Annotated in this window: 19 protein-coding genes; 5 read left to right on the top strand and 14 right to left on the bottom strand. The window is 63.4% G+C overall.

Annotated elements, in window-relative coordinates; translation table 11 throughout:
* Positions 1-18: 18 nt before the first annotated feature.
* Positions 19-1,524 (bottom strand): glycosyltransferase 87 family protein, encoded by a 1,506-nt coding sequence (locus KRX51_RS09135; protein ID WP_218362823.1) that lies wholly within the window; start codon positions 1,522-1,524, stop codon positions 19-21.
* 51 nt (positions 1,525-1,575) lie between these two features.
* Here KRX51_RS09135 and KRX51_RS09140 point away from each other — a divergent pair, with 51 nt between their 5' ends.
* Positions 1,576-2,394 carry a hypothetical protein gene (locus KRX51_RS09140; protein ID WP_218362824.1) on the top strand — a complete coding sequence of 273 codons (819 nt, stop codon included), beginning with the start codon at positions 1,576-1,578 and terminating at the stop codon, positions 2,392-2,394.
* Here the strand turns inward: KRX51_RS09140 and KRX51_RS09145 are convergent.
* The 6 genes from KRX51_RS09145 to KRX51_RS09170 all read right to left on the bottom strand — a co-directional run bounded on the left by KRX51_RS09145 (position 2,324) and on the right by KRX51_RS09170 (position 8,843).
* The gene (locus KRX51_RS09145) at positions 2,324-3,751 is read right to left on the bottom strand and encodes a glycosyltransferase family 87 protein (RefSeq protein WP_218362825.1); all 1,428 of its coding nucleotides are present in this window, start codon (positions 3,749-3,751) and stop codon (positions 2,324-2,326) included. The two genes, KRX51_RS09140 and KRX51_RS09145, sit on opposite strands and share 71 nt — an antisense overlap.
* 2 nt (positions 3,752-3,753) lie before the next feature.
* A complete protein-coding gene (glf, locus tag KRX51_RS09150; protein WP_370625082.1) occupies positions 3,754-4,980 on the bottom strand; it encodes a UDP-galactopyranose mutase in 1,227 nt (408 codons plus the stop codon).
* A gap of 53 nt (positions 4,981-5,033) precedes the next feature.
* Entirely contained in the window at positions 5,034-5,891 is an 858-nt protein-coding gene (locus KRX51_RS09155) for an HAD family hydrolase (RefSeq protein ID WP_218362882.1), read from the bottom strand.
* A gap of 7 nt (positions 5,892-5,898) precedes the next feature.
* A complete protein-coding gene (locus KRX51_RS09160; protein WP_218362827.1) occupies positions 5,899-6,783 on the bottom strand; it encodes a 1-acyl-sn-glycerol-3-phosphate acyltransferase in 885 nt (294 codons plus the stop codon).
* Between the two features lie 95 nt (positions 6,784-6,878).
* Positions 6,879-8,138 carry a serine--tRNA ligase gene (serS, locus tag KRX51_RS09165; protein WP_218362828.1) on the bottom strand — a complete coding sequence of 420 codons (1,260 nt, stop codon included), beginning with the start codon at positions 8,136-8,138 and terminating at the stop codon, positions 6,879-6,881.
* A gap of 39 nt (positions 8,139-8,177) precedes the next feature.
* A complete protein-coding gene (locus KRX51_RS09170) occupies positions 8,178-8,843 on the bottom strand; it encodes a LysE family translocator (protein ID WP_218362829.1) in 666 nt (221 codons plus the stop codon).
* Positions 8,844-8,909: 66 nt separating this feature from the next.
* On the opposite strand from KRX51_RS09170, the gene KRX51_RS09175 reads away from it, so the two are divergent.
* Both KRX51_RS09175 and KRX51_RS09180 read left to right on the top strand, forming a co-directional pair.
* A complete protein-coding gene (locus KRX51_RS09175; protein WP_218362830.1) occupies positions 8,910-9,929 on the top strand; it encodes a septum formation family protein in 1,020 nt (339 codons plus the stop codon).
* A gap of 24 nt (positions 9,930-9,953) precedes the next feature.
* Positions 9,954-10,298 carry a metallopeptidase family protein gene (locus KRX51_RS09180; RefSeq protein ID WP_218362831.1) on the top strand — a complete coding sequence of 115 codons (345 nt, stop codon included), beginning with the start codon at positions 9,954-9,956 and terminating at the stop codon, positions 10,296-10,298.
* A 26-nt stretch (positions 10,299-10,324) separates the two neighbouring features.
* On the opposite strand, the gene KRX51_RS09185 is transcribed toward KRX51_RS09180, so the two are convergent.
* Positions 10,325-11,032, bottom strand: coding sequence for a histidine phosphatase family protein (locus KRX51_RS09185; RefSeq protein WP_218362832.1), 708 nt, complete (start codon positions 11,030-11,032; stop codon positions 10,325-10,327).
* Positions 11,032-11,958 (bottom strand): prephenate dehydratase, encoded by a 927-nt coding sequence (gene pheA / locus KRX51_RS09190; protein WP_218362833.1) that lies wholly within the window; start codon positions 11,956-11,958, stop codon positions 11,032-11,034. Before pheA ends, KRX51_RS09185 begins: the two co-directional genes overlap by 1 nt.
* Before the next feature lie 61 nt (positions 11,959-12,019).
* On the opposite strand from pheA, the gene KRX51_RS09195 reads away from it, so the two are divergent.
* Entirely contained in the window at positions 12,020-13,375 is a 1,356-nt protein-coding gene (locus tag KRX51_RS09195; protein WP_218362834.1) for an amidase, read from the top strand.
* On the opposite strand, the gene KRX51_RS09200 is transcribed toward KRX51_RS09195, so the two are convergent.
* On the bottom strand, positions 13,372-14,145 hold the full coding sequence (locus tag KRX51_RS09200; RefSeq protein ID WP_218362835.1) for a fructosamine kinase family protein: 774 nt from the start codon (positions 14,143-14,145) through the stop codon (positions 13,372-13,374). The two genes, KRX51_RS09195 and KRX51_RS09200, sit on opposite strands and share 4 nt — an antisense overlap.
* A 69-nt stretch (positions 14,146-14,214) precedes the next feature.
* Here KRX51_RS09200 and KRX51_RS09205 point away from each other — a divergent pair, with 69 nt between their 5' ends.
* Complete coding sequence (locus tag KRX51_RS09205; protein ID WP_218362836.1) at positions 14,215-15,750, top strand: LCP family protein; 1,536 nt, start codon at positions 14,215-14,217, stop codon at positions 15,748-15,750.
* Positions 15,751-15,752: 2 nt separating this feature from the next.
* Here the strand turns inward: KRX51_RS09205 and KRX51_RS09210 are convergent, their stop codons facing one another.
* The 4 genes from KRX51_RS09210 to KRX51_RS09225 all read right to left on the bottom strand — a co-directional run bounded on the left by KRX51_RS09210 (position 15,753) and on the right by KRX51_RS09225 (position 20,221).
* Positions 15,753-16,679 (bottom strand): DUF5926 family protein, encoded by a 927-nt coding sequence (locus tag KRX51_RS09210; protein ID WP_218362837.1) that lies wholly within the window; start codon positions 16,677-16,679, stop codon positions 15,753-15,755.
* Between the two features lie 67 nt (positions 16,680-16,746).
* Complete coding sequence (locus KRX51_RS09215) at positions 16,747-17,505, bottom strand: glycerophosphodiester phosphodiesterase family protein (RefSeq protein ID WP_218362838.1); 759 nt, start codon at positions 17,503-17,505, stop codon at positions 16,747-16,749.
* Entirely contained in the window at positions 17,502-18,308 is an 807-nt protein-coding gene (locus tag KRX51_RS09220) for a hypothetical protein (protein ID WP_218362839.1), read from the bottom strand. Before KRX51_RS09220 ends, KRX51_RS09215 begins: the two co-directional genes overlap by 4 nt.
* Positions 18,308-20,221, bottom strand: a complete 1,914-nt coding sequence (locus KRX51_RS09225) for a pyruvate kinase (RefSeq protein WP_370625083.1) — start codon at positions 20,219-20,221, stop codon at positions 18,308-18,310. Before KRX51_RS09225 ends, KRX51_RS09220 begins: the two co-directional genes overlap by 1 nt.
* Positions 20,222-20,398: the final 177 nt, after the last annotated feature.

Raw genomic sequence — 20,398 nt, forward strand, 5'->3', positions numbered from 1 at the left:
TCCGTCCTAGTGGGTATATCAGTGCGGGCGCGGCTGCTCGGCCACATCGTGAGTGGGCCGCGGCGCCGACACCGTCTCATCCGGATAGTAGTGCCCAGGGTGGACATCATCGGTTCCGGACACGGGTTCCACGCCGGATTGCTCGCTCACCACCGGCTCAGCATTGGGCTTGCCGACGCGCACGGCGTATTCCACTACCGCCGCGGAGATCAGCATCAGCAGCGTCCACCCCACCCATGTCGAACGCACTAATGGCGAATCGGCGCTGGTCTGGGCGTAGATATCAAAAGGTGCGCCCATCACGATGGACACATAGGGCCACAGGGCGGCCGCAGCTATTAGCGGCACGACCACACCAACTAAGGGCAATGCCAGTGTTGGCACCTGCTGCTCAGCCGCGCGCAGCACTGCTACAGCGGCGATGATCACCAGCGGCACCACCCATAGGTAATAGTGGTGCCAGGAAAATGGTGAAACCAGGCAGGCTGCCATACCAATAACGCACAGCGCTCCAACGCGCTGGCCGCGCTGGAGTTGCAGTCGTGCCGTGGCTGCGGCCAGCAGCGTGACGACGATAAATGCCGCCGCCCACAGCGCTGTGGACTCGATGCCGAACTCGCGGATCAGAATGAGATTAATCGACTGTGAGGTCACGTTTTGCAGGCCGCCGTAGCGGGTGGTGTCCGACATGGTGTTGACCCAGTAGTCCCAGGTATTCGGTACCGCCAGGGCGCCAATGAGAACCGTGATGAAGAAGGTGACACCAGAAACCACGGCAGCACGCCACCGGCGTTGGAGCAGGAACACGATCCCGAAGAAGGCCGGATATACCTTGATGCCAGCGGCGATGCCGACTCCCACACCGGCCAGCAGATGGTCATCGACCCAGCCGCGGGAGCGGATCGTTGACCAGCGTTCGGTGCGCAGGAAATCCACCGCCACCAGGGCCATCACAATCATATTGACCTGGCCCCAGAAGAAACCGGAGCGCACCGGGGCGGTGCCAAATGAAGAGATCAGGATCAGCACCACGAAACCCGCCATAGCCAGGCCCGGGCGGTACTTGCTGCGCACCAGCGTCGCGGCGATTACCAGGGCGAATACCAGCAACGAAGCCACCTGCCACACCGCTGCGGCGGCGACCACCGGCATCTTGGCGAAGACCCCCATGAACGCTGCGGCGAAGGGCGGGTAGGTAAATGGCAGCAACCAGTAGGTATTGAAGTTGCTGACGAAGAAGGAGTAGTCGTACACCGGCTGGCCGGTGATAACTGCCTTACCGGCGAAGTAGTAGACCTGGAAGTCCATCGGCAGCCCGAAGATGCTGAAATAATCCGAGGTGCGCTCGGGGTTATGGAAGTTCAGCGGGTTATCCGACGGGGCCGGGGTGATGACTGCCGGATCGAAATTGCGCACCACAACCCACCAACACAGCATCAGCAGCCCAATGGCAGCGCCACTGTAGAGCAACCCGCTGCGGAGACCAGTACGACGTACCGGGGTGGCGGAATGGGTCGGAGTCACGATGTCCTCTCAGCGCGCGTTTCGCACGAACAGTTCAGTATCCTGCTTGTCATGGTCAATTATTCCCGGCGGAGCCGCAATTTAAGGAACAACGGCACTACGACGCGCGCAATTATTGCGACTGCGGCCGTGGCCGGGCTGCTTGGTACCGGCGGCATCCTCGTCGGCAAGCTGGCTTTTGCGGAGGACACAGCGCAGCCTCCGGCGGCGGCATTGTCGACGCCCAATGCTGAGGACTGGGACCTGAACCATAAAATCCGCGATGCTGCCGGCAATCCGATCGCCAGCATTACGGATCCGATTTTTGTCAAAGATGACGGCCGGATGGGCGTGGCATTTGTGACAAAAAATACCTCGTCGTCGCCTATTTCCATTAAGGGCGTGATTTATGTGCGCCAGGGGGAGCGTGTTCTTGCCCAGATCCCGCTGCGCGCCACCTGGCACACCGCTATCTACCCCGGGGAGACGATGGTCATCTCTGAACCACCGGTACCCCTGCCTGATGAGCTGCGGGACGCAGACCCTGAATTTTGGGTCTCGCTCAGTGGCCGGTCGCACCCTCCGCAGTTGCCTGCCGACGCTATTTTCACCGGTTTCCGGTTCAATGAGGACAAGCCCGGTGCGACCGGGTCCATGGCCAATCCGGGACCACGTCTGTATATCAAGTCCGAGACCACCGTGCTGTGCGGAGCGGACCCGGAAACCAATACCGCCCAGGGGCTGGCCCACGGGATGGGCCCAACTGTCCGGGCCGGCGAGGCAGCACAATTCCAGATGGATGTGTGGGGCGATGTGCCGCCTAACGCGGAGGGTTGTATCGCGTCGGTATCCGATCGTTTACTTGACCCGCTCGACTCCGGCGACGAGTAGTCGGCTCAGCGGCGGCGCGGTGTCGGCCGTGCCCAGGGCGCTGGGTACCCGCCGGTAACCCCGCCCGCTTCATCAGCATGGGGACTAAGAACAGGCCGAGGTAGGCCAACACGACGGCAAAGAAGCTGGCCTCGGGGACCTCAAACATGGTGCCCGACGGCAACCGCTGGTCGGTAACGGAGAAGGCAACACGGGTCAGGAGTAATACCCCAATCAGAATCGGCAACACCAAAGCCGGTTTGCGCTGGGGTTGCGGCAAGTGCCACGCCACTGTGGTGTACAGCAGCACAGCCGGAAGCACCAGGGCCATATAGTGCGACCATGCGATGCTGGCAAAGATTAATGGCCACATCAGTGCTGCGATGATGAGAACCGGGTAGCGCGCCTGCTTCGGTGCGGTGAGCGACACCGCCAATGCCACACAGATCACCAGCCAACCAGCAGCCAGCGCCACCGCCCCCGTCCAGGCCGGTACCTCAAATAACGGCAAGCCGGGGATTTGAGCCCGTTCACCGAAGGCAAACCGACCGAGCACAGCGCTAAAGGACTGGTTGACGGGCTCGAGAACGATGCCCTCGGAAATAAAACGCAGGCGGCCGATCCACAGGCTGATCAGTTCATGGCCTGAGATGAAGTAGGTGGCCAGGCCGCATACTGCAGTCCAGCCGGCAGCCCACACGCCTGCTAGCCGTGTTTTACGGAACACCAGCAGCACCACCACCAGCGCCAATGGCGTTAATTTAATGGTCGCCGCGATGGCGATAAGCGCCCCTGCAATAGCAGGGTGTTTGCGGGCCAAGGCAATACCGAGGATGGCGCAACCACCGATAATGGCGGAGTTCTGGCCGAGCCAGATTCCCAAGCGGATCGGCTCACACAGCGACAAAGCAGCCAGCAGGGCAGCGACAACGTCGGGGCGCCAAAGGTCGATATTGGTGGCCTGGCGTACGAGCTCTACCGAGCCCCACACCATGGCAACGATGCCAAGCGTGATCAGCACCAAGTTCCAGGTCAAGAACCACTGGAAATCATGGCTGCCCGTCAGCGGCGCGGTGAGTTTGGCAATCAGCGGGTTATAGACGTAGGGGTGAATAAAGACGTTCGTAGCCCCCACTGCCTCTGCGGCATCGACCCACTCGTCGGAAGCGTCAATACGAGCGAAGTTGACGGGATCCATGCTGTACAGCAGCTCGGGGTACCCGTCGTGAATCACTCGCGAGCCAACAATCACGGCAGCGAAATCATCACCGGCTGCACGACCAAGCCAGGCGAAAATATGCAGCGGCACGAATAACGCAACCAGTGCCCAGGCCCACGTCCCTGGGCTCCGACGGGCCGACACCTCAATGGCTGACACGATTAGTGGCCCCGCTCCTGCTCGAGGGCAACACCGTCGGTGAAGAACGGCATGAGCTTATTGTCGACCATCATCAGAGCACTAGCGATAGCCATATGCATATCAAGGTACTGGTAAGTACCCAGGCGACCACCGAAGAGGACCTTATTCTCCGCAGCCTCGGCGGCGGCGCGTTCGCGGTAGCGAGTCAGCATCTCCCGGTCTTCCGGGGTGTTGATCGGGTAATACGGCTCGTCGGTGTCGTCAGCGAAGCGCGAGTACTCCTTCATGATCACGGTCTTGTCAGTCGGGTAATTCTTCCGCTCAGGATGGAAGTGCCGGAACTCGTGAATACGGGTGTAGGGGTACTCGGCATCGTTGTAGTTCATCACCGGGGTGCCCTGGAAATCACCAGTGCTAAGCACCTCGGTCTCAAAGTCCAGGGTGCGCCAACCCAACTTGCCTTCGGCGTAGTCGAAGTAGCGGTCCAGCGGGCCGGTATAAACAACCGGGGCATCCGGGGAGGAGGCACGCAGTTCATCGCGTACCTCGAACCAGTCCGTATTGAGCACCACGTCGATACGCTCATCGGCAGCCATATTCTCCAGCCAAGCGGTATAACCGTCGACCGGGAGGCCCTCGTAGGTGTCGTTGAAATAACGGTTATTGAAGCTGTACCGCACCGGCAGGCGGGTGATATTGCCCGCAGGCAGGTTCTTCGGGTCGGTCTGCCACTGCTTAGCGGTGTAGTCGCGAATAAACGCCTCATACAGCGGGCGACCAATTAACGAGATGGCCTTTTCTTCCAAGTTCTGGGCGTCTTCGGAGTCAATCTCGCTGGACTGCTCGGCGATCAGTGCGCGGGCCTCGTCCGGGGAGTAGTACTTGCCGAAGAACTGAGCAATAAGGCCCAGCCCCATCGGGAACTGGTAGGCCTGGCCACCGTGCATGGCGAACACGCGGTGCTGGTAATCAGTGAAATCGGTGAATTTATTGACGTAATCCCACACCCGCTTATTGGAGGTGTGGAACAGGTGCGCACCGTACTTATGCACCTCAATGCCGGTTTCTGGCTCAGCCTCAGAGTACGCATTGCCGCCCAAGTGGTGGCGGCGCTCGACGACGAGGACACGCTTACCCAACTCAGTGGCGATACGCTCAGCGACGGTCAGTCCGAAAAACCCAGACCCGACAACAATCAGGTCGTAGGTTCCAGAGGGTGCGGTAGGGGCAGCGTTGTCGTTGTTCACGCCGTAAACGATAACGGCTGGATGGACATGAAACATGTCGGCGTGCCGAGAAGCTAGAACCAACGCTCCAGAATCTCGGCGATACCGTCCTCATCATTGCTGGCGGTAACTTCGTCGGCACTGGCCTGCACCTCGGGTCGGGCATTGCCCATAGCTACACCAAGACCGGCCCACCGCAGCATCTCAATATCGTTCGGCATATCCCCGAAGCACACCACGTCGGCAGGCCCAGCACCCACCTGCTCAGCCAGATCCACCAAACCGTGGCACTTAGTCACCCCAGGCGCGGAGACCTCCAATAAGCCATCCGGGACCGAAAAAGTCACATGCGCTAATTCCTGGGGGATCGCCGGGGCGACAACGTCGTAAAGCTCAGCTGATGTCCACCCCGGGTGCGACAGCAACAGCTTCGTTGCCTGCTCCCCCAGAACATCATCTTCACTGCTCACACCGTGTTCATTGGAATCCCACGCGTGATAGTAGGACTCCGTGACCACAAAAAGCTCATGAATCGGGTCCGAACCACTAACCCCCGGCCGTTCCACGGCGATACCCACCTCCGGGTGCCCCTGACGGACCATCTCCGCGCGGGCGCGCAGCACCACCTCATGCAAAACCTGCGGGGTCAGGCAGGTATGCGACACCACAGAATCAGTGCTGGCGTCGTACACCACCGCACCATTGCTGCACACGCACATCGGTGCGACCGGCAATTGCTCCAGCACCGGGCTCATCCAGCGGGCGGGACGGCCCGTGGCCAGCGCCAGCGGCACCCCCGAGCGGATCATCCGGGCGATCACCGACCGCACCCGGGGCCGCACGCGATCACGGGAATCGAGCAAGGTGCCGTCAATATCCGTTGCGACGAATAGCGGCGCTTGCCGGGGGCTGGATGTGACCGTGGGGGCTATGGCGAACCTACTTCTTGCGTGATTTTTTCTGCGCCAGCTTGGCCTTCTTCTCTTCACGAGCAAGGCGTTTACGTTCCCGCTCTTCAGCGTCCTGCTGATCGGCGAGTTCCTTCGTGGGCGCGGAACCACCCAGGCGCTGCGGCATCCACTCCAGGCCGGGCTCAAAAGCGCCGTAGCGCTCAATATAGTCCTGCTTGAGCTGGTCATACTGGGCTTCCATAGCGCTGTGCAGCTGCTTGGTGGACTCCACCGCATCCGAGCCCGGCGCAATGGCCTCACCGACGCGGATCCACACCGGCACCGGGCAGCGACCCAGGTGCTTCTTCCCGCCCTTGGTCCACACCCGCTGGGAACCAAAAATAGTCACCGGGATCAGCGGCACACCGGCATCCCGGGCGATGCGGGCAGCACCGGTTTTGAAGTCCTTCAGCTCGAAGGAACGAGAAATCGTGGCCTCGGGGAAGATCCCCACCAACTGGCCCAGGCGCAGCCGCTCAATAGCGATCTTCATTGAGTCCGCACCGGCGTGCCGGTCGACGGGAATATGCTTCATCTTGCGCATTAAGGGGCCAGCGATCTTGTTCTCGAAGATCTCCGTCTTGGCCATAAAACGCACCAGGCGGCCGCCGTTGAGGTAGGCCGGGATTCCGGCGTAGACGAAATCGAAGTACCCGGTGTGGTTGACGACAATCATCGCGCCACCATTGCTGGGGTAGTTCTCTGCGCCCTCCACGGTTATTTCGAGGCCTTGGGCCTGCATATACCGGCGGGCGAGACGAATAATGCCGAGATAGAACCAATCGCCCTTCTCCTTGGGGTGCGGAGTGGGGTTGAAGCTCGTGGGCACGACAAACCCATAATGGCGGCGAAAACCAGCCGGCGTCGATTTCATGCGTTTCTCCTCGATGGCGTGCACTCAACAGTGACGAATAGGGTTCAGCAATAGCTTATTACGCTTGCCACCAAAACGTCTTTGTGGGTGTGTGCTTATTTCACCGGCTCGAGTACGTCACGGCCCACAAACGGGCGCAGCGCCTCGGGTACCACCACGGAACCATCCGCCTGCTGGTGATTCTCCAAAATCGCCACCAACCAGCGAGTTGTTGCCAAAGTGCCATTAAGGGTGGCGCAGAACTGGGACTTACCGTTGTCATCGCGGTACCGGATCTTCAAACGCCGGGCCTGGAAGGTGGTGCAGTTCGACGTTGAGGTCAATTCCCGGTAGGTCTTCTGGGCCGGAACCCAGGCCTCAGTGTCGAATTTGCGGGCCGCCGAGGAACCAAGATCCCCGCCGGCAACGTCGATAATGCGGTACGGCACCTCCACCGCGGCCAGCATCTCACGCTCCATATCGAGCAGCTTCTGATGCTCGGCGACAGCGTCCTCCGGCTTGCAGTAGGAGAACATCTCCAGCTTGTCGAACTGGTGCACCCGCAAAATACCGCGAGTGTCCTTGCCATAAGAACCGGCCTCACGGCGGAAGCAGGAGGACCACCCGGCATAGCGCTTCGGCCCATCGGCAAGGTCAATGATCTCATCGGAGTGGTAACCGGCCAGGGCCACCTCCGAGGTGCCGACCAGGTACAGGTCATCCTCGGGCAGGTAGTAAATCTCGTCGGAATGCGCACCTAAGAAGCCGGTGCCCGCCATAGTCTCGGGGCGCACCAGAACCGGCGGCACCATGAGCGTGAAACCATTGGCGGCGGCCTTCTGCGAGGCCAACTGCAGCATGCCGAGCTGCAGCAAGGCACCAGCGCCGGTGAGGAAATAAAAACGGGAGCCGGACACCTTCGCGCCGCGCTCCATATCAATAAGGCCCAGCTTCTCGCCGAGTTCCAGGTGGTCCTTGGGCTCAAAATCGAAGTCCGGGATCTCACCGACATGTTCGAGGACTTCGAAATCATCCTCGCCGCCTGCAGGGGCGCCTGCGACGATATTGCCAAGCTGCATCTGCAACTCGGCGACCCGCTCATCAGCTTCGCGCTGCTCGGCCTCAGCGGCCTTGACCTTGTCGGAAAGCTTTTTGGCTTCTTCCAGCAGAGCTGGCCGGTCCTCCTTGCTGGCCTGGCCAATCTTCTTACCGAAGCCTTTATGCTCAGCGCGCAGCGAGTCGGCAGTCGAAATAGCCTCGCGTCGGCGCACGTCGGCGTCGAGGAGCTGGTCGACCAGTTCGGGGTCTTCGCCACGGGTCCGCTGGGAATCGCGGACGATATCGGGGTTCTCGCGCAGGAATTTCAGATCAATCACGTTCGTCAGGTTACCTGCCCGCTGACCCGTTCGGCAGCGCTAGGCGACAACGTGACTGGTAATGGTGTGCGCAACCTCCACCAGCAATGCCAGCGAGAACACAATAAAGACCACACCAGCGACAATGTCGAACCACGGGCCCGCGCGCAGCATCTGCCGCCGCATTCGTTCCGTCGACACCGTCAGCGCTATCGCACTGAACCACACCAGCGCCGAACCCAACAGCGCGGCAATCAACCCGAACTGCAGCCATAGTGGCGGCGCGGAGGGCAGTATCGGGCCGATCACGGCAATGAAGTAGACCAGGGCTTTCGGGTTGGACAGGTTGGTGAGCAAACCACGTCGGTAAGCACTGCCCAGCTTTCCGACGGCGGCGCTGCCCACCACCGGCGTGGCCCCGGCGGAGAGTTCCCGCACCCCCGTAATACCCGCGCGCAGGGCTGAATAACCTGCCCACGCCAAGTAGCTGGCCCCCAGAACAGAGATAACCCCAAAAAGGGCCGGTTGGGCGGCGAGCACCGCGGCGAGCCCGAACACAGTGAGACTGATCCACAGCACCAATGAGGTGACAATGCCCATGACTGCGGCCAGGGCGTGCCGACGTGAACGCGCCGCCAAGCGCAGCACTAACACCAGGTCCGGGCCGGGTGAGGCCATGCCGACGAAATTGATGAACATCAGCAGGCCGAAATCGGACCATGTCATGCCGCGGCAGTGTACCGGAGCCACCTACTGCCAGCAGACGTGGACTATGGGGCACAATGGGCGTCGATGAACAACTCGGGTCGATACTCCAATGGATTACGCGGCGGCTGGGGCCTGCGCGCGGTGAGTGCTGCCATGCTTATTGGCGGCGGGATCACTGCGGCTACCGGCGGCGCGGATCTGCTCGGGGTGAACTCCCCGGCACCGACCCCGAGCGCAGTAGAGTCCACCCCCACCGCGGCCACGGACCCGTTCACCGCCGCCGAGGTGGGGCAATGCCTCAACTGGGAGGTCAAAAAGCAAGGGGAAACCACGGATTTCTCCATTGTCGACTGTGAGCGCCCACACCGCTATGAGGTGTCGAAGCGGGTGGACCTGTCCACACTGGACCTGACGAAATCGATGTTCCCCAAGAACTCCCCGCAGCCTGATGCGGAGCAGGTCATTCAGTTGCGTGATGAGGTCTGCGCCGAGGCCACGACCCGGTACCTCGACGGCCGGTTCGACCCATCGGGCATTTTGTCGATTGCCCCGATGCTGCCTCCGCAGAAAGCCTGGGAGTCCGGGGACCGCACCATGTTATGCGGGATTCAGCGCCTCGACGATGACGGTGATGTCATCAAGCTCATTGGCCCAGCGCGAAAAATTGACCAGGCTGTGGTCTACGCCGCCGGGTTATGTGTCAGCACTGATGAGCGCGGCTCCCTGATCAGCGCCAATTGTGGCGACCCGCACCTTTTTGAATCCGTTGGGGTCGTCGACCTGCGCGCCCAATTCGGTGATAACCCGCCCGATGAGCAGGCCCAAAATGAGTACCTCAGTGAGGAATGCACCAGCGCCGCGGTGAATTACCTCGGTGGCGGCGATATCGGCGATGACGCACTGTATAACTCCACCCTCATCCCGTTCTGGTTGACGGTGAGTGAGCAGTCCTGGCGGTCTGGGTCGTACAGCACCACCTGCTGGCTGACGAAGGATGCTGGCGATTCCACTTTTTCCACCCTGCAGGGTTCGGTGCGTGAAGAATTCACCATTGATGGTGCCCCGCCGACGCCCCAACCACCACGCGGCCCCCGCCGTAATTAGTCAGCACGCCCCAAGGAGGCAATCATGGTGACGGTCAGCAAAGAACGTTTCGATGAGCTTGTCGACGAGGCGATCGACGAGATTCCGCAGCGCTTCTTCTCGCATATGCGCAATACCGTCATCATGGTCGAAGAGGTCAACCCGCACACACCAACCCTGATGGGCCTCTACGAGGGCGTGCCAATGACAAAACGGGTGGCCGGGGAGTTCAACCCGCCCGATGTGATCACCTTGTACCGGTCGGTGATTCAACGCGTCGCCCGGGACGAAGACGACCTGGTCGAACAGATCCGGGTAACCCTATTGCACGAGGTGGGGCACCTTTTCGGCATGGAGGAAGAAGACCTGGATCGGCTGGGCTACGGCTAGCCACCAGCCAGTCGTAGCCGCAGGTTTTATCCCAAGCCGAGCACCGGAATATCGCCGTGGGTCTCACCCCAACTGGTGACCTTCCAGCTGCCGTAGCCCACTGGTTCGGCGGCGTCAGCCTTGGCACGCTGCAGCACGATTCGCCCCGTATTCGGCATCCGGTTCAGCACCACAAAATCACCATCAACCCCACCTAGGTGCTGGCCGACCAGGCGCATCGCGGCGCCGTGGGTGACCACGGCCAGGGTTCCGCCCGGCGCGACAACCGCATCGTCGGCAAGCAATTTCTGCAGGGCGGCGAGGTAGCGATCCAGTACGTCCTGGCCGGATTCCCCACCCGGGGCCGGCTCCTCGGGCTCGCCATGTGTCCACTGTTGGAATAGGCGCAGGAAGTCACGGTGGGCGTCGATATCGGTGCGGCCCTCCAGCTCACCGGCGGATACTTCCTGCAGGTCCGCGGTGTGCCTGAGGTGAATATCGGGCCGACCGTGGTGGTGCATGGTCGCCACCGCCCCCACACCGGTCTGTCGGGCCCGCAGCGCCTGGGAGGTGACCAGGGTCTGCAGCGGCGTCCCGTAGTCCAGGAGTGTGGTGCCCAGCCGGCGGGCCTGGATGACCCCGGAGTCGGTCAGCGGTGCTCCCGGCAAGGCGGTGTCGAGCATCTTGGCGATATTGGCGTGGGTTTGTCCGTGTCGGATCAGGATCAGCCGGTCCGCGCCGGCGTATGTAGTCATTACCGTCGTCCCTCGTATAGGCCGTTTACCCAGGCCACGGATTCAGAAATATCTGGCGGGGGCGTGTCGGCTGCCGATAGGCGGCAGGCCGGCCACGACCCAAGGAAGCGTAGGTTCTCCGAATTGCGGTGCAATGCGGCCACCGCTCCCCACACTGGAGTTTCGGCCAGGTGGCCGATGATGTCGAGGTGAAAACGGTACGAGCCCATAGTTTCTCTGGTGGGCCGCGATTCCACCCGGGAGAGGTTCACCCCACGTACCGCGAATTCGTTCATTGCGCCGAGCAGTGTGCCGGGCTGGTTGGGCAGGGTGAAGGAGACTCCGGTGCGGTCTTTGCCGGTGGGTTCGGGTAGCGGGCCGGGGGCGCCGACCAGGATGAATCGGGTTTGGGCGCCGCGTACGTCGGCGACCCCGTCGGCAAGGCTGGTGAGTCCCAGCAGTTCGCCGGCGCGGGCGGTAGCCACACATGCATCGGTGGTGCCGTCGGCGACCATATGGGCGGCTGCTGCATTCGAGGGGGCGAAAATGACGTCCACACCGGGCAGATGCCGCGTCACCCAGTCCTTGACCTGGGGGTAGGCCACGGAGTGGGCGGCGAGGGTGCGTACCGATTCCTGCTTAATTCCGGTGCCGATGAGGATAGAGAACGACACCCCAACCTCGGTTTCGCGGTAGATCTGCAGCTCGGGGCCTTCGGTGAGTGCGTCGAAGGTGGAGGTGACGGGCCCGTCGACGCTGCTTTCGATGGCCACGCATGCGTAATCGGCCTCCCCGGTGCGCACTGCGGCCAGGGCGGCGACGGGGCTGTCCACGGCGATGGCGGTGAGTTCGGCAACACCGCCGGGTATACCTCCGGTGGCGGCCATATCCAGCATGGCTTGTTCGGTGAAGGTGCCCGCCGGGCCGAGGTAGGTCACTGTCGTCATACGCCCCAGCCTAAGTGGGCAGACCAGCCGCCGCAGCAGCAATGGCGCTACTATCCCGCCCATGTCGTCTTTCCCGCCGCCGCAGGGTGGTCATCAGCGTGCCGACGCTGGTGCCGCCGCCCTGCTGGCGGCTGTTGCTGAGGATCGGTTAGACCCGCACACGCTGGTGGAGGCGACTCTGGCGCGGCTGCGGGCGGCGGGCGCGGGAACCCGGGGTGGCGTCGCGGCCACGGGCGTGGTGGAACTGTTGGCGGATTACGCCACCGCAACAGCCGGTGGGCTTGCCGACGCTACGGGCGTTGCTCGTGGTGACCTGTGGGGCTTGCCGGTGGGGATTAAGGATCTTTTCCCGATCGCTGGGGTGGCGTGCACGATGGGTTCGCAGCACTTACGGCACATACCGACCCATACCGCCGCTGAGGTCCGCAGTGTGCTCGCTCGTGGCGCGGTGCCGGTTGCCACAACTGCGACCTCCGAGTTGGGCGCGACTGCCTATACCGAGCCCATTGGCCAGCCCGCCCCGGATAATCCTCTTTTCCCTGGGCGCACCCCGGGTGGTTCGTCGGGTGGTTCCGCGGTGGCGGTGGCCCGTGGGTTAGTTCCGGCCGCATTGGCATCCGATGGCGGCGGGTCGATTCGGGTTCCGGCGGCGGCGACGGGGATCATTGGGTTGAAACCGGCCCACGATATCCGCACCGGGGTGCTGTCCGCGACGGGTTTTTTAACCAGGTCATTGGCTGATTGTGCTGCGCTGCACCGGGTCCGCCACCCCAGTTCGCTTCCCCGTCGCAGGTTCCGGGTTGGGGTGAGCACGCGGCCTTTCCATGCTGAGGTCGAGGTGCAGGACTCGTGGCGTACAGCCGCGCTTTATGCCGCCGATCGGCTTAGTGCTGCCGGCCATGATGTTGTGCCACTGCCGGCGCCATACCGTGGTGACCCGCATGGCCCGGAGGGGGCGTTTACTGTTTTCACCGAGACGATCACCGGCGCACTGGCACAACTGCCGCAGGGGCAGTATTCGCCGATGGTGCAGTGGTTGCGTGAATGTGGCCATGCAGTGAGCCCAGAGCGGTTGCGTGCGCACCGGGATCGTCGGTTAGCCCTGGTGGCGCAGGTGCGCGCCCAGTGGCCGGTCGATATTGCCCTGACCCCCACCTTGGCTTTCGACCCACCGACGGTGGGGGCGTTTAGCCAGCTCACCTGTGGCGCGGATTTCGCTGCACAGACCGCGTGGACCCCGTGGGCGACCTTGTGGAACCTCACCGGCTGGGCTGGGTTATCGATCCCCATTCCGGTGGCCGCCGCAGCTGGGGCGTCGGTGCACCTGGGGGCGGTGCGTGTCGGCGAGGAGGAGCTGCTGCAATTAGCCAGCGACCTCATTGACCCCGACCAGCGGTGCGGTGTGGCCGGGGTTTAGACGTAGCGTTGGGCGGTAGCTAGGGCTTGGCTGGCGTATCCGCCGCCGAAGAGCACCGCGTGCATCAGCACACCGTAGAGCTGGTGCAGGCCGATGCGTTCGGTGCGGCCGGCGGGAAGCGGGTGGACTTCTTCGTAGCCGCCGATGATGGCGTCATAATGCGGGCAGCCGAACAGGCTCAGCATGGCTAAGTCTTCTTCCCGGTGGCCGCCGTGGGCTGCGGGGTCGATAAGGACTGCGCCCCAGTCATCCCACATGAGGTTGCCCGACCACAGGTCACCGTGCAGGCGCGCTGCTGGGTCATCATCGTCGAATTCACCGTCGTGGAGACGCTGACACAACCGGTCAAAAACAGCCATTTCCGCTGGTCCATAGACCCCACTGAGTTCGTCAAGGCAGGGCCGGATGCGGTCCTCCGCCCAGAATTCGCCGAACCGGGTACGTGGCTGCATGCGCATGGGGCGCGGGTCGGACAGCGGCCCGAAGAACCCATCGCCGGACCAGCCTTGGGGTGGCGCACCGAACCCGTCGGCGCCGGCATTATGGGTGTGCGCCAGGCCGGCACCGAACTCCGCGGCGGCCTTGCGGGTGGGCTTGGTGGGGTGAATCCGCACTAATTGCAGGTGCTCCGCAGCGACTTTTTCGACCCGCACAACACGGGCGCCACCGTCGTCATGCGCGGCCGCTAACCAGCGCAGACCAGCGGCTTCGCATTCGAAGAAGCCCTGGGGAACACCGGGGCGGGACTTGATGTAGCTGGCAGACGACATGGCGCCAGGGTAGGTCAGTTCCTGGTGTCGACGCCGCCTAGTCGGGCGGGATCTTTTATTGTCGTGGTTATGAATAAGCGTCCCGATCCCGCCGATAGCGGGGACTATGTGCTCGATGCGCAGGGTCAGCCGCTACTGGATCGGTACGGCAGACCGATTCGCCGCCGCACCTCCACCCCCCGAATCGAGCCGCGCGATCTGCCCCGACAGCAGTCCCGCCAGCACAATCAGCCCGCCCGCCCGCAGCCACCTCGGCGTGCCGACGGCCATAGCGGCCAGGGCTCCCGGGCGGCCGGGGCACGAGATCCACGCCTAGACCCGGATCAGATCCGCAGGCGCGCCGCTCAGGCTCGCGCTGAGGATGGCGGCAAGCACCGCCGCACGCAGGGCCCAGCGCAGCCGCAGACCCGCGCGATGCCGGCCGCAGGCGCTGCTGGTGCTGCAGCGCAGCGTCCACAGCGACCCCACCAGGGCCCGGCACACCCGCAGGAAATCCCGGCCCAGTCAGCTCGACCGCGATCTGCGGGGCACACCCGCGTCAATGACCCGCGATTCCCACCACCGGGCTACCAGCCAGGCGCCCCTGGCCAACCCGGGGCTGGCCCGCGCGGCCATGGGGTGCCACCACAACGCGCCCCGCAACGGGTGCAGCCGCAGCGCCGGGGCGCCCCGCCGCGACGCCGAAAGCAGCGCCAACGCCGCCGTGGTTGCCTGCGCAGACCGGTGACCGCACTGCTCACCGTGCTGCTGGTGCTCGTCGGTGGCCTGTTCATCTACGGCGAAACCAAACTCAACCACACGGAGGTTTTCGCCGGGCTGGCTAACCGGCCCAGCCACTCCCCCTCGGTGAACTGGTTGCTGGTCGGTTCGGATTCCCGCGCAGGGCTCACCGCCGAGCAGGATGCGGAACTCTCCGGTGGCGGCGCCATCGAAGGCCAACGCACCGACACGATCATGATCCTGCATATCCCGGTCATCGGTAAGCCCACCTTGGTGTCCATCCCGCGTGACTCCTATGTCAACGTGCCTGGCTTCGGCATGCAGAAAATCAACGCGGCCTTCGCTTTTGGTGGGGCGCCGCTGCTGGTCGAAACCGTGGAGCAGTCCACTGGGGTGCGGATTAACCACTATGCCGAGATCGGTTTCGGTGGTTTCGCCAATATCGTCGACGCCGCAGGCGGCATTGAACTGTGCCCACCAGAACCCATCGACGACCCCATGGCTGGCATTAATGTCCCGGCCGGGTGTAAGACCTACCAGGGGCCGGAGGCCCTGGGCTATGTGCGAAGCCGCGCGACCGCCAATGGCGACCTGGACCGAGTTGAGCGCCAGCGTGAGTTCATGGGCGCCCTCATGAGCCGCCTGCGTTCCCCGTCGGTGCTGCTCAACCCACTACGCATGATGCCGGTGACAGATGCCGCGGCCTCCGCGGTGACAGTGGCGGATGGGGATCACTCGTGGAATCTGGCGTGGCTGATGCTGCGCGTGGCTTTCGGCATGGAATCAGAAACGGTGCCCACCGAAGGTTCGATGAGCACCGATGTTGGTGACGTATTGCTGTGGAATGACGCCGAAGCGCAGGAACTTTTCCAGCGCCTGCGGTAGAGCTAGCGCAAGGTGACCTGGCGGGACACGATGGTCTGCCGGGACTTGCGCTCATCGGCGGTCAGGTTCGCCGTGGATTCCAGGGCCTTATCGATCTGGGCGGACATCTCAACCACACCGGCCGCCCAGTGGTCGACCGGCTGCTCGCGGTCCACATCCCACACCGGCACAACCAGGCCGTCGGTGCGGAACATGCCCGCGAACTTCGTGCCCTCCCCCATGGAGAGGTTGTTCTCGGCATGAACTCGGGCCAACGCGTCGAGCAGCTTGGCCTCGGGCTCGGTCCGAATCCAACGGATATGGGCGCGCTCACCGGGGTCAGCCCACCACACAGCACCGGGCACCTCGGCCGCAATGCGTGCCGACGGGATGATCGCCTCATTCGCGGCCTGCAAACTCGCATCAGCCTTCGCCGCGACGGCATCATCGGGCAGCCACCAGCTGAAATCATCATGGACAATGATGTCCTCGGCATGAACTTCGGTCAGCAGTTCAGTGAGTTTCGGGGTGGACTCATCGGCCACCGCGCGCTCGAGGACTTCACCAGGACCGGCCGAACGAGCCCAGTCCAGGGCTCGGGCTAGGTCGGCGGCCACATCGGCAGTGGAGACCTTGGTCTGTAGGGCCACCAGTGCGGCAGCACCATCAGCCCGGGTCAGCGCCGCGGCGCCACCGGGCAGCACCGAGCACAGTCGGATCTGCCGGTCGGAGTCGGCGACAGTGACGGGCAGCTCCGCCGAGGAGACGAACTCCCGCAAGGCGACCAGATCGGTTTCACTATCCAGCTCAGCGAAGGGCCGGGGGTTGCCGGCAAGGCGTTCGCGCTCTGCGGCGCGCGCGGCCAGCTTCGCCTGGCGGCGGCTCATGCCCTCGGGCAGATTGTCATTGCTGCGGTTCTTCCGTGATTTCTTTCCCACGGGCACGAACATACCGGCCAACCGCACCGCACCGGTAGCAGGCAGCCACAACCACGCTAGGCCAGCGGTGGCTTACCCCTCAGACCAGATCGACGTCGGCAAGCGCCCGGCGCGCCCGATCCGGGTAGTCCGTGGCCAACCAGCGCACCCCATGACGGAACGCGAATTCGACGTCGTCAGGCCTATTCGCAACCCAGGTGTAGAGCTGCGAACCCCACTGTGGTGGGGTGTGCGCGTGGGTGCGGGTGTGCCGGCGAGCGTGCACGATATCGACACCCATATACGTGGGCTGGGCGATGCTGCGGCGGGCAAAAGACCGCACCCCGGGCATATCGACCAACTGGATACGTTCCACAGCAGGGGCCAGTCGGGCCATTGCTTTGAGGGACCGGGCGGCGAAACTGATCACCCGCAGGCGAGGATCGGCGCTCAAGTGATGCTCCGCGAGCTGGTCAGCCAGCCGGCGCTCCAGGGCGCGGCCATCACGCAGGCGGTGCTTCGTCTCAACGAAAACGGTCAGCTGCGGGTGGTCGTTGACAAAGCGCAGAAACGTGTCGAAATCGAGCACCGGCTGGGGACTATCGGCGGTACCGGCGTTGAGCTCACGTAACTGGGCCAATGTCATCTGACGCACCAGGCCGGTGCCATCAGTGGTGCGGTCAACACTGTCATCGTGGATGCACACCAGGTGACCATCGGCGGTAAGCCGCACATCGCATTCAATGCCATCAGCACCCTGGGCGACGGCTTCCGCATAGGCGGCCAGGGTGTGTTCCGGCACCGTGCCGGATGCGCCGCGGTGCGCGACGACTTCCATGGGGGCGGTGGTGGCGGTCACGAGATATAGAAGCGGTCGACGTCGTCGGAAAGCGGTGGGGTGATGATGGTGGCGCCACGCGGGCGGGGGTGCGGGTCCATGCCACGTTCCCAAAACGCCGGGTCCGGCTCGGGCACCACAACCGGGCGGACCCGATAGTTCACGGTGGCCTCGGTGAGGTCGTCGGCAAGGCTGAACATGGCAATGGCCCAACACCCGAAATTGATGACCCCCACCGTGCCAGAAACGATGGTTTCACTAACCGTGGTCGCCCAGAAAAACAGCACCACCGTGATGGGAAACAGCAGGTAGGAGGCGAACCAGGCGTAGCTGAAGCGCCCCCGGATTCCGGTTTCGGCCAGCACCTGGATAACGCCGGTGATATTAAGACCCGGAACGAAATGGGCGCGGGTAATTTCGCCGCGAGCGCGGGCAAGCGGCGGGTCCCACTCCACAGCCCGTCGGCGCAGCGCCGCCAAGGTGACGAAGGTGCACACAAGGGCGGTTAACCCAGTAGCGACACCGATAAAACGCAGTACCGAATGCATGGGCGTAAACAGCACACTGAGCAGCGGATCATTATTGGGGCTGGTGTGCGCCAGGGTGTAGGCAAGCACGGTAATCAGGATGGCGACGACAGTGCCCACGGCGAAGGCGCCGGCGGTGCGGGCGGCACCAATGGCTGATTCGGTGGGGTTTTTCCGCGGCGGGGTGGGCACCCCCATGGGCCCATAGGGGCCCGGGGCGGGATAATTCGGGCCGACGTAGACCCCGCCGAGGCGCGGCCCCTCGGGCATTGGTGGTTGGGCCGGTGGCACGGGCATTACTGATCGCCTTCCCAGGAACGGATCTTGCGCAACATAATGCGGCTTTTACGCTGTGAGCGGCCCATAGCTGTGGCCAGGTCATTGAGCGCACCAATGGCATCAGTGATGTGCGGGCCCTTATTGAGCATGACGCATTCAGCACGCAGGGCCAGGGCGGCGTCGGTGATCTCAGCGCGGGAGGGCAGGCCGGATTTCGCCAAAGATTCCAGCACCTGGGTGCCCAGCACCACCGGCATCCGGGCCGCCTGGGCCAGCGCCAGGATCTGGCCGGGCACCTCACCCATCCGGCGGAAGCCCAGCTCCACGGCCAGGTCACCTCGGGCGATCATGATGCCCGTATTCTCCCGGCGCATTGCGGTAAGCATGACCTCTGGCAGGTTCCTAAAACCAGGGATGGTCTCGATTTTCAGCACAATGCCCAGGTTGCGTGCGCGTTCAGCGGCATCAGCGGCGCCGGCCTGCTCATGGTCGGCAACGATCTGATCCAGCACCTCCAGGACACGCTCCACATCCTGTGGGGTGCGGATGAAACTCACCGCGGCGATATCGGCGTGCTCGGCCACAAAACGCAGATGCTCGATATCTTCGACGGTCAGCGACGGCAGCGGCAGCACCGTCTCCGGGAGGTTAATGCCCTTATGTGCGGCCAGTTTTTGCCCACCGGGTTTGGCGTGCTGCACGCGCAGCCGCACATCAGTAAAGCCACCTTCGACCTCGGCGGTATCAATAACTTCAGCGGAGATCGCCCCGTCGTCAAAAATGACCGGGTCGCCGACGGTCAAAGCATGCACAGCCTCAGGCAGGGAACAGGAGATCCGGGCGGCTTCGCCGTCGGCAGGCAGCTCGGCGATGATGTCTTCATCGGTGAGGATGAGTTCATCACCGACGTTGAGGCGCAGTTTGCGCACCGTCGGCTTAATGCCGGTGGCGCGAGTTTTCTCGTAGTCGCAGCGCAGCAAGCACCCCTCATTGATATAGGCGTTGCGGTCGCCGCATGCCAGCACACCATCAGCATTGATCTCGGTGACGGTGAAATGCCGCTTCATATCGCGATTATCGTGCAGTGAAATCTCACTGCCGACGGTGAGACGACCCAACCAACCACTGTCGACCTGCAAAGGCAGGGCGGGCCGGCCGGGCAGCCCGGCTGGTGGCGGGGCGGGCTCGCAATGCCGCTCCGGGCCGCCCAGATCCACAGACTTTGCGGTCAGCCACAGCTTCGACGGGGTCAACACAGTGCCGGCGTCATCGCGGGTGACCCGGGCGCGGCCGACCTTCGGGCCGTCGGCAATAGCCCCGGTGCGCAGTTTCGGCCCGGCAAGGTCCATGCTCACCGCGATATTGCGCCCCGTAGCTGAAGCGGCGGCGTGCACATTATCAATCATGCGCAGCCAGGCCTCGGGGCCGTCGTGGGCGCAGTTAATCCGGGCGAGATCCATGCCTGCCTCGGCGAAGCTGCGGACAAGTTCAGCATCATCGGCGGCCTCGGCGGGCAGGGTGACCATAATGCGGGCGGGCACCCCGGCGCGTTCGGTGCCGAACAGGCGGTCCGCGTGATTATCGAGGACCCGGTCGGCCTCATCATCAGCAGCAATGAGACCGGAGAAATCGGTGTCCGGGTCCAGCCCGGCCAGGGCGCGCAGCACGCCGCGGGCGAGTTGCAGCCGACCGCGGGCTAGGGACTCGGCGGTGGTGAGGCTGGTGACGCCCAAGTCGTGCAGCCTGTTCTGCAGGCCCCGGATATCGACAGTGCGTAAATAGGCGTAGTGCAGCAGGTTTTCCGCACCGGCGCGTTGTTCCGGGGTGACCTGTGCGATGTCGTCGGCGTGGTTGGCGGTGACCCGGTCGAGCTCGGCTAGTAAATGATCCAGCTCGTCGATAAGCGGACTGGTATTGGTCACTTCGGTCACCTGAACTCCTTCACCTTTGCTTACGCGCAATCCACCTGCTGAGCTCATTGTGACCCGGGGGCGCAAAAAGCGACACTCCGAAACGGGGCTGCGCACAGGGGTTCACCGAGGATTCACTTTCAGAGCTCCCCCACCGCGCCACCCGCGCGCCACCCACCGCGCCGCCCGGGCAGCGGA

The organism is Corynebacterium sp. TAE3-ERU12 (assembly GCF_019209905.1).
Classification (GTDB): Bacteria; Actinomycetota; Actinomycetes; order Mycobacteriales; family Mycobacteriaceae; genus Corynebacterium.

Excerpts from the sequence above, each read along its gene's own strand:
- KRX51_RS09140 (WP_218362824.1), top strand. The coding sequence starts at position 1,576 with ATGGTCAATTATTCCCGGCGGAGCCGCAATTTAAGGAACAACGGCACT.
- KRX51_RS09160 (WP_218362827.1), bottom strand. The coding sequence starts at position 6,783 with ATGAAATCGACGCCGGCTGGTTTTCGCCGCCATTATGGGTTTGTCGTG.
- KRX51_RS09170 (WP_218362829.1), bottom strand. The coding sequence starts at position 8,843 with ATGACATGGTCCGATTTCGGCCTGCTGATGTTCATCAATTTCGTCGGC.
- KRX51_RS09175 (WP_218362830.1), top strand. The coding sequence starts at position 8,910 with ATGAACAACTCGGGTCGATACTCCAATGGATTACGCGGCGGCTGGGGC.
- KRX51_RS09180 (WP_218362831.1), top strand. The coding sequence starts at position 9,954 with ATGGTGACGGTCAGCAAAGAACGTTTCGATGAGCTTGTCGACGAGGCG.
- KRX51_RS09185 (WP_218362832.1), bottom strand. The coding sequence starts at position 11,032 with ATGACTACATACGCCGGCGCGGACCGGCTGATCCTGATCCGACACGGA.
- pheA (WP_218362833.1), bottom strand. The coding sequence starts at position 11,958 with ATGACGACAGTGACCTACCTCGGCCCGGCGGGCACCTTCACCGAACAA.
- KRX51_RS09195 (WP_218362834.1), top strand. The coding sequence starts at position 12,020 with ATGTCGTCTTTCCCGCCGCCGCAGGGTGGTCATCAGCGTGCCGACGCT.
- KRX51_RS09200 (WP_218362835.1), bottom strand. The coding sequence starts at position 14,145 with ATGTCGTCTGCCAGCTACATCAAGTCCCGCCCCGGTGTTCCCCAGGGC.
- KRX51_RS09205 (WP_218362836.1), top strand. The coding sequence starts at position 14,215 with ATGAATAAGCGTCCCGATCCCGCCGATAGCGGGGACTATGTGCTCGAT.
- KRX51_RS09210 (WP_218362837.1), bottom strand. The coding sequence starts at position 16,679 with ATGTTCGTGCCCGTGGGAAAGAAATCACGGAAGAACCGCAGCAATGAC.
- KRX51_RS09220 (WP_218362839.1), bottom strand. The coding sequence starts at position 18,308 with ATGCCCGTGCCACCGGCCCAACCACCAATGCCCGAGGGGCCGCGCCTC.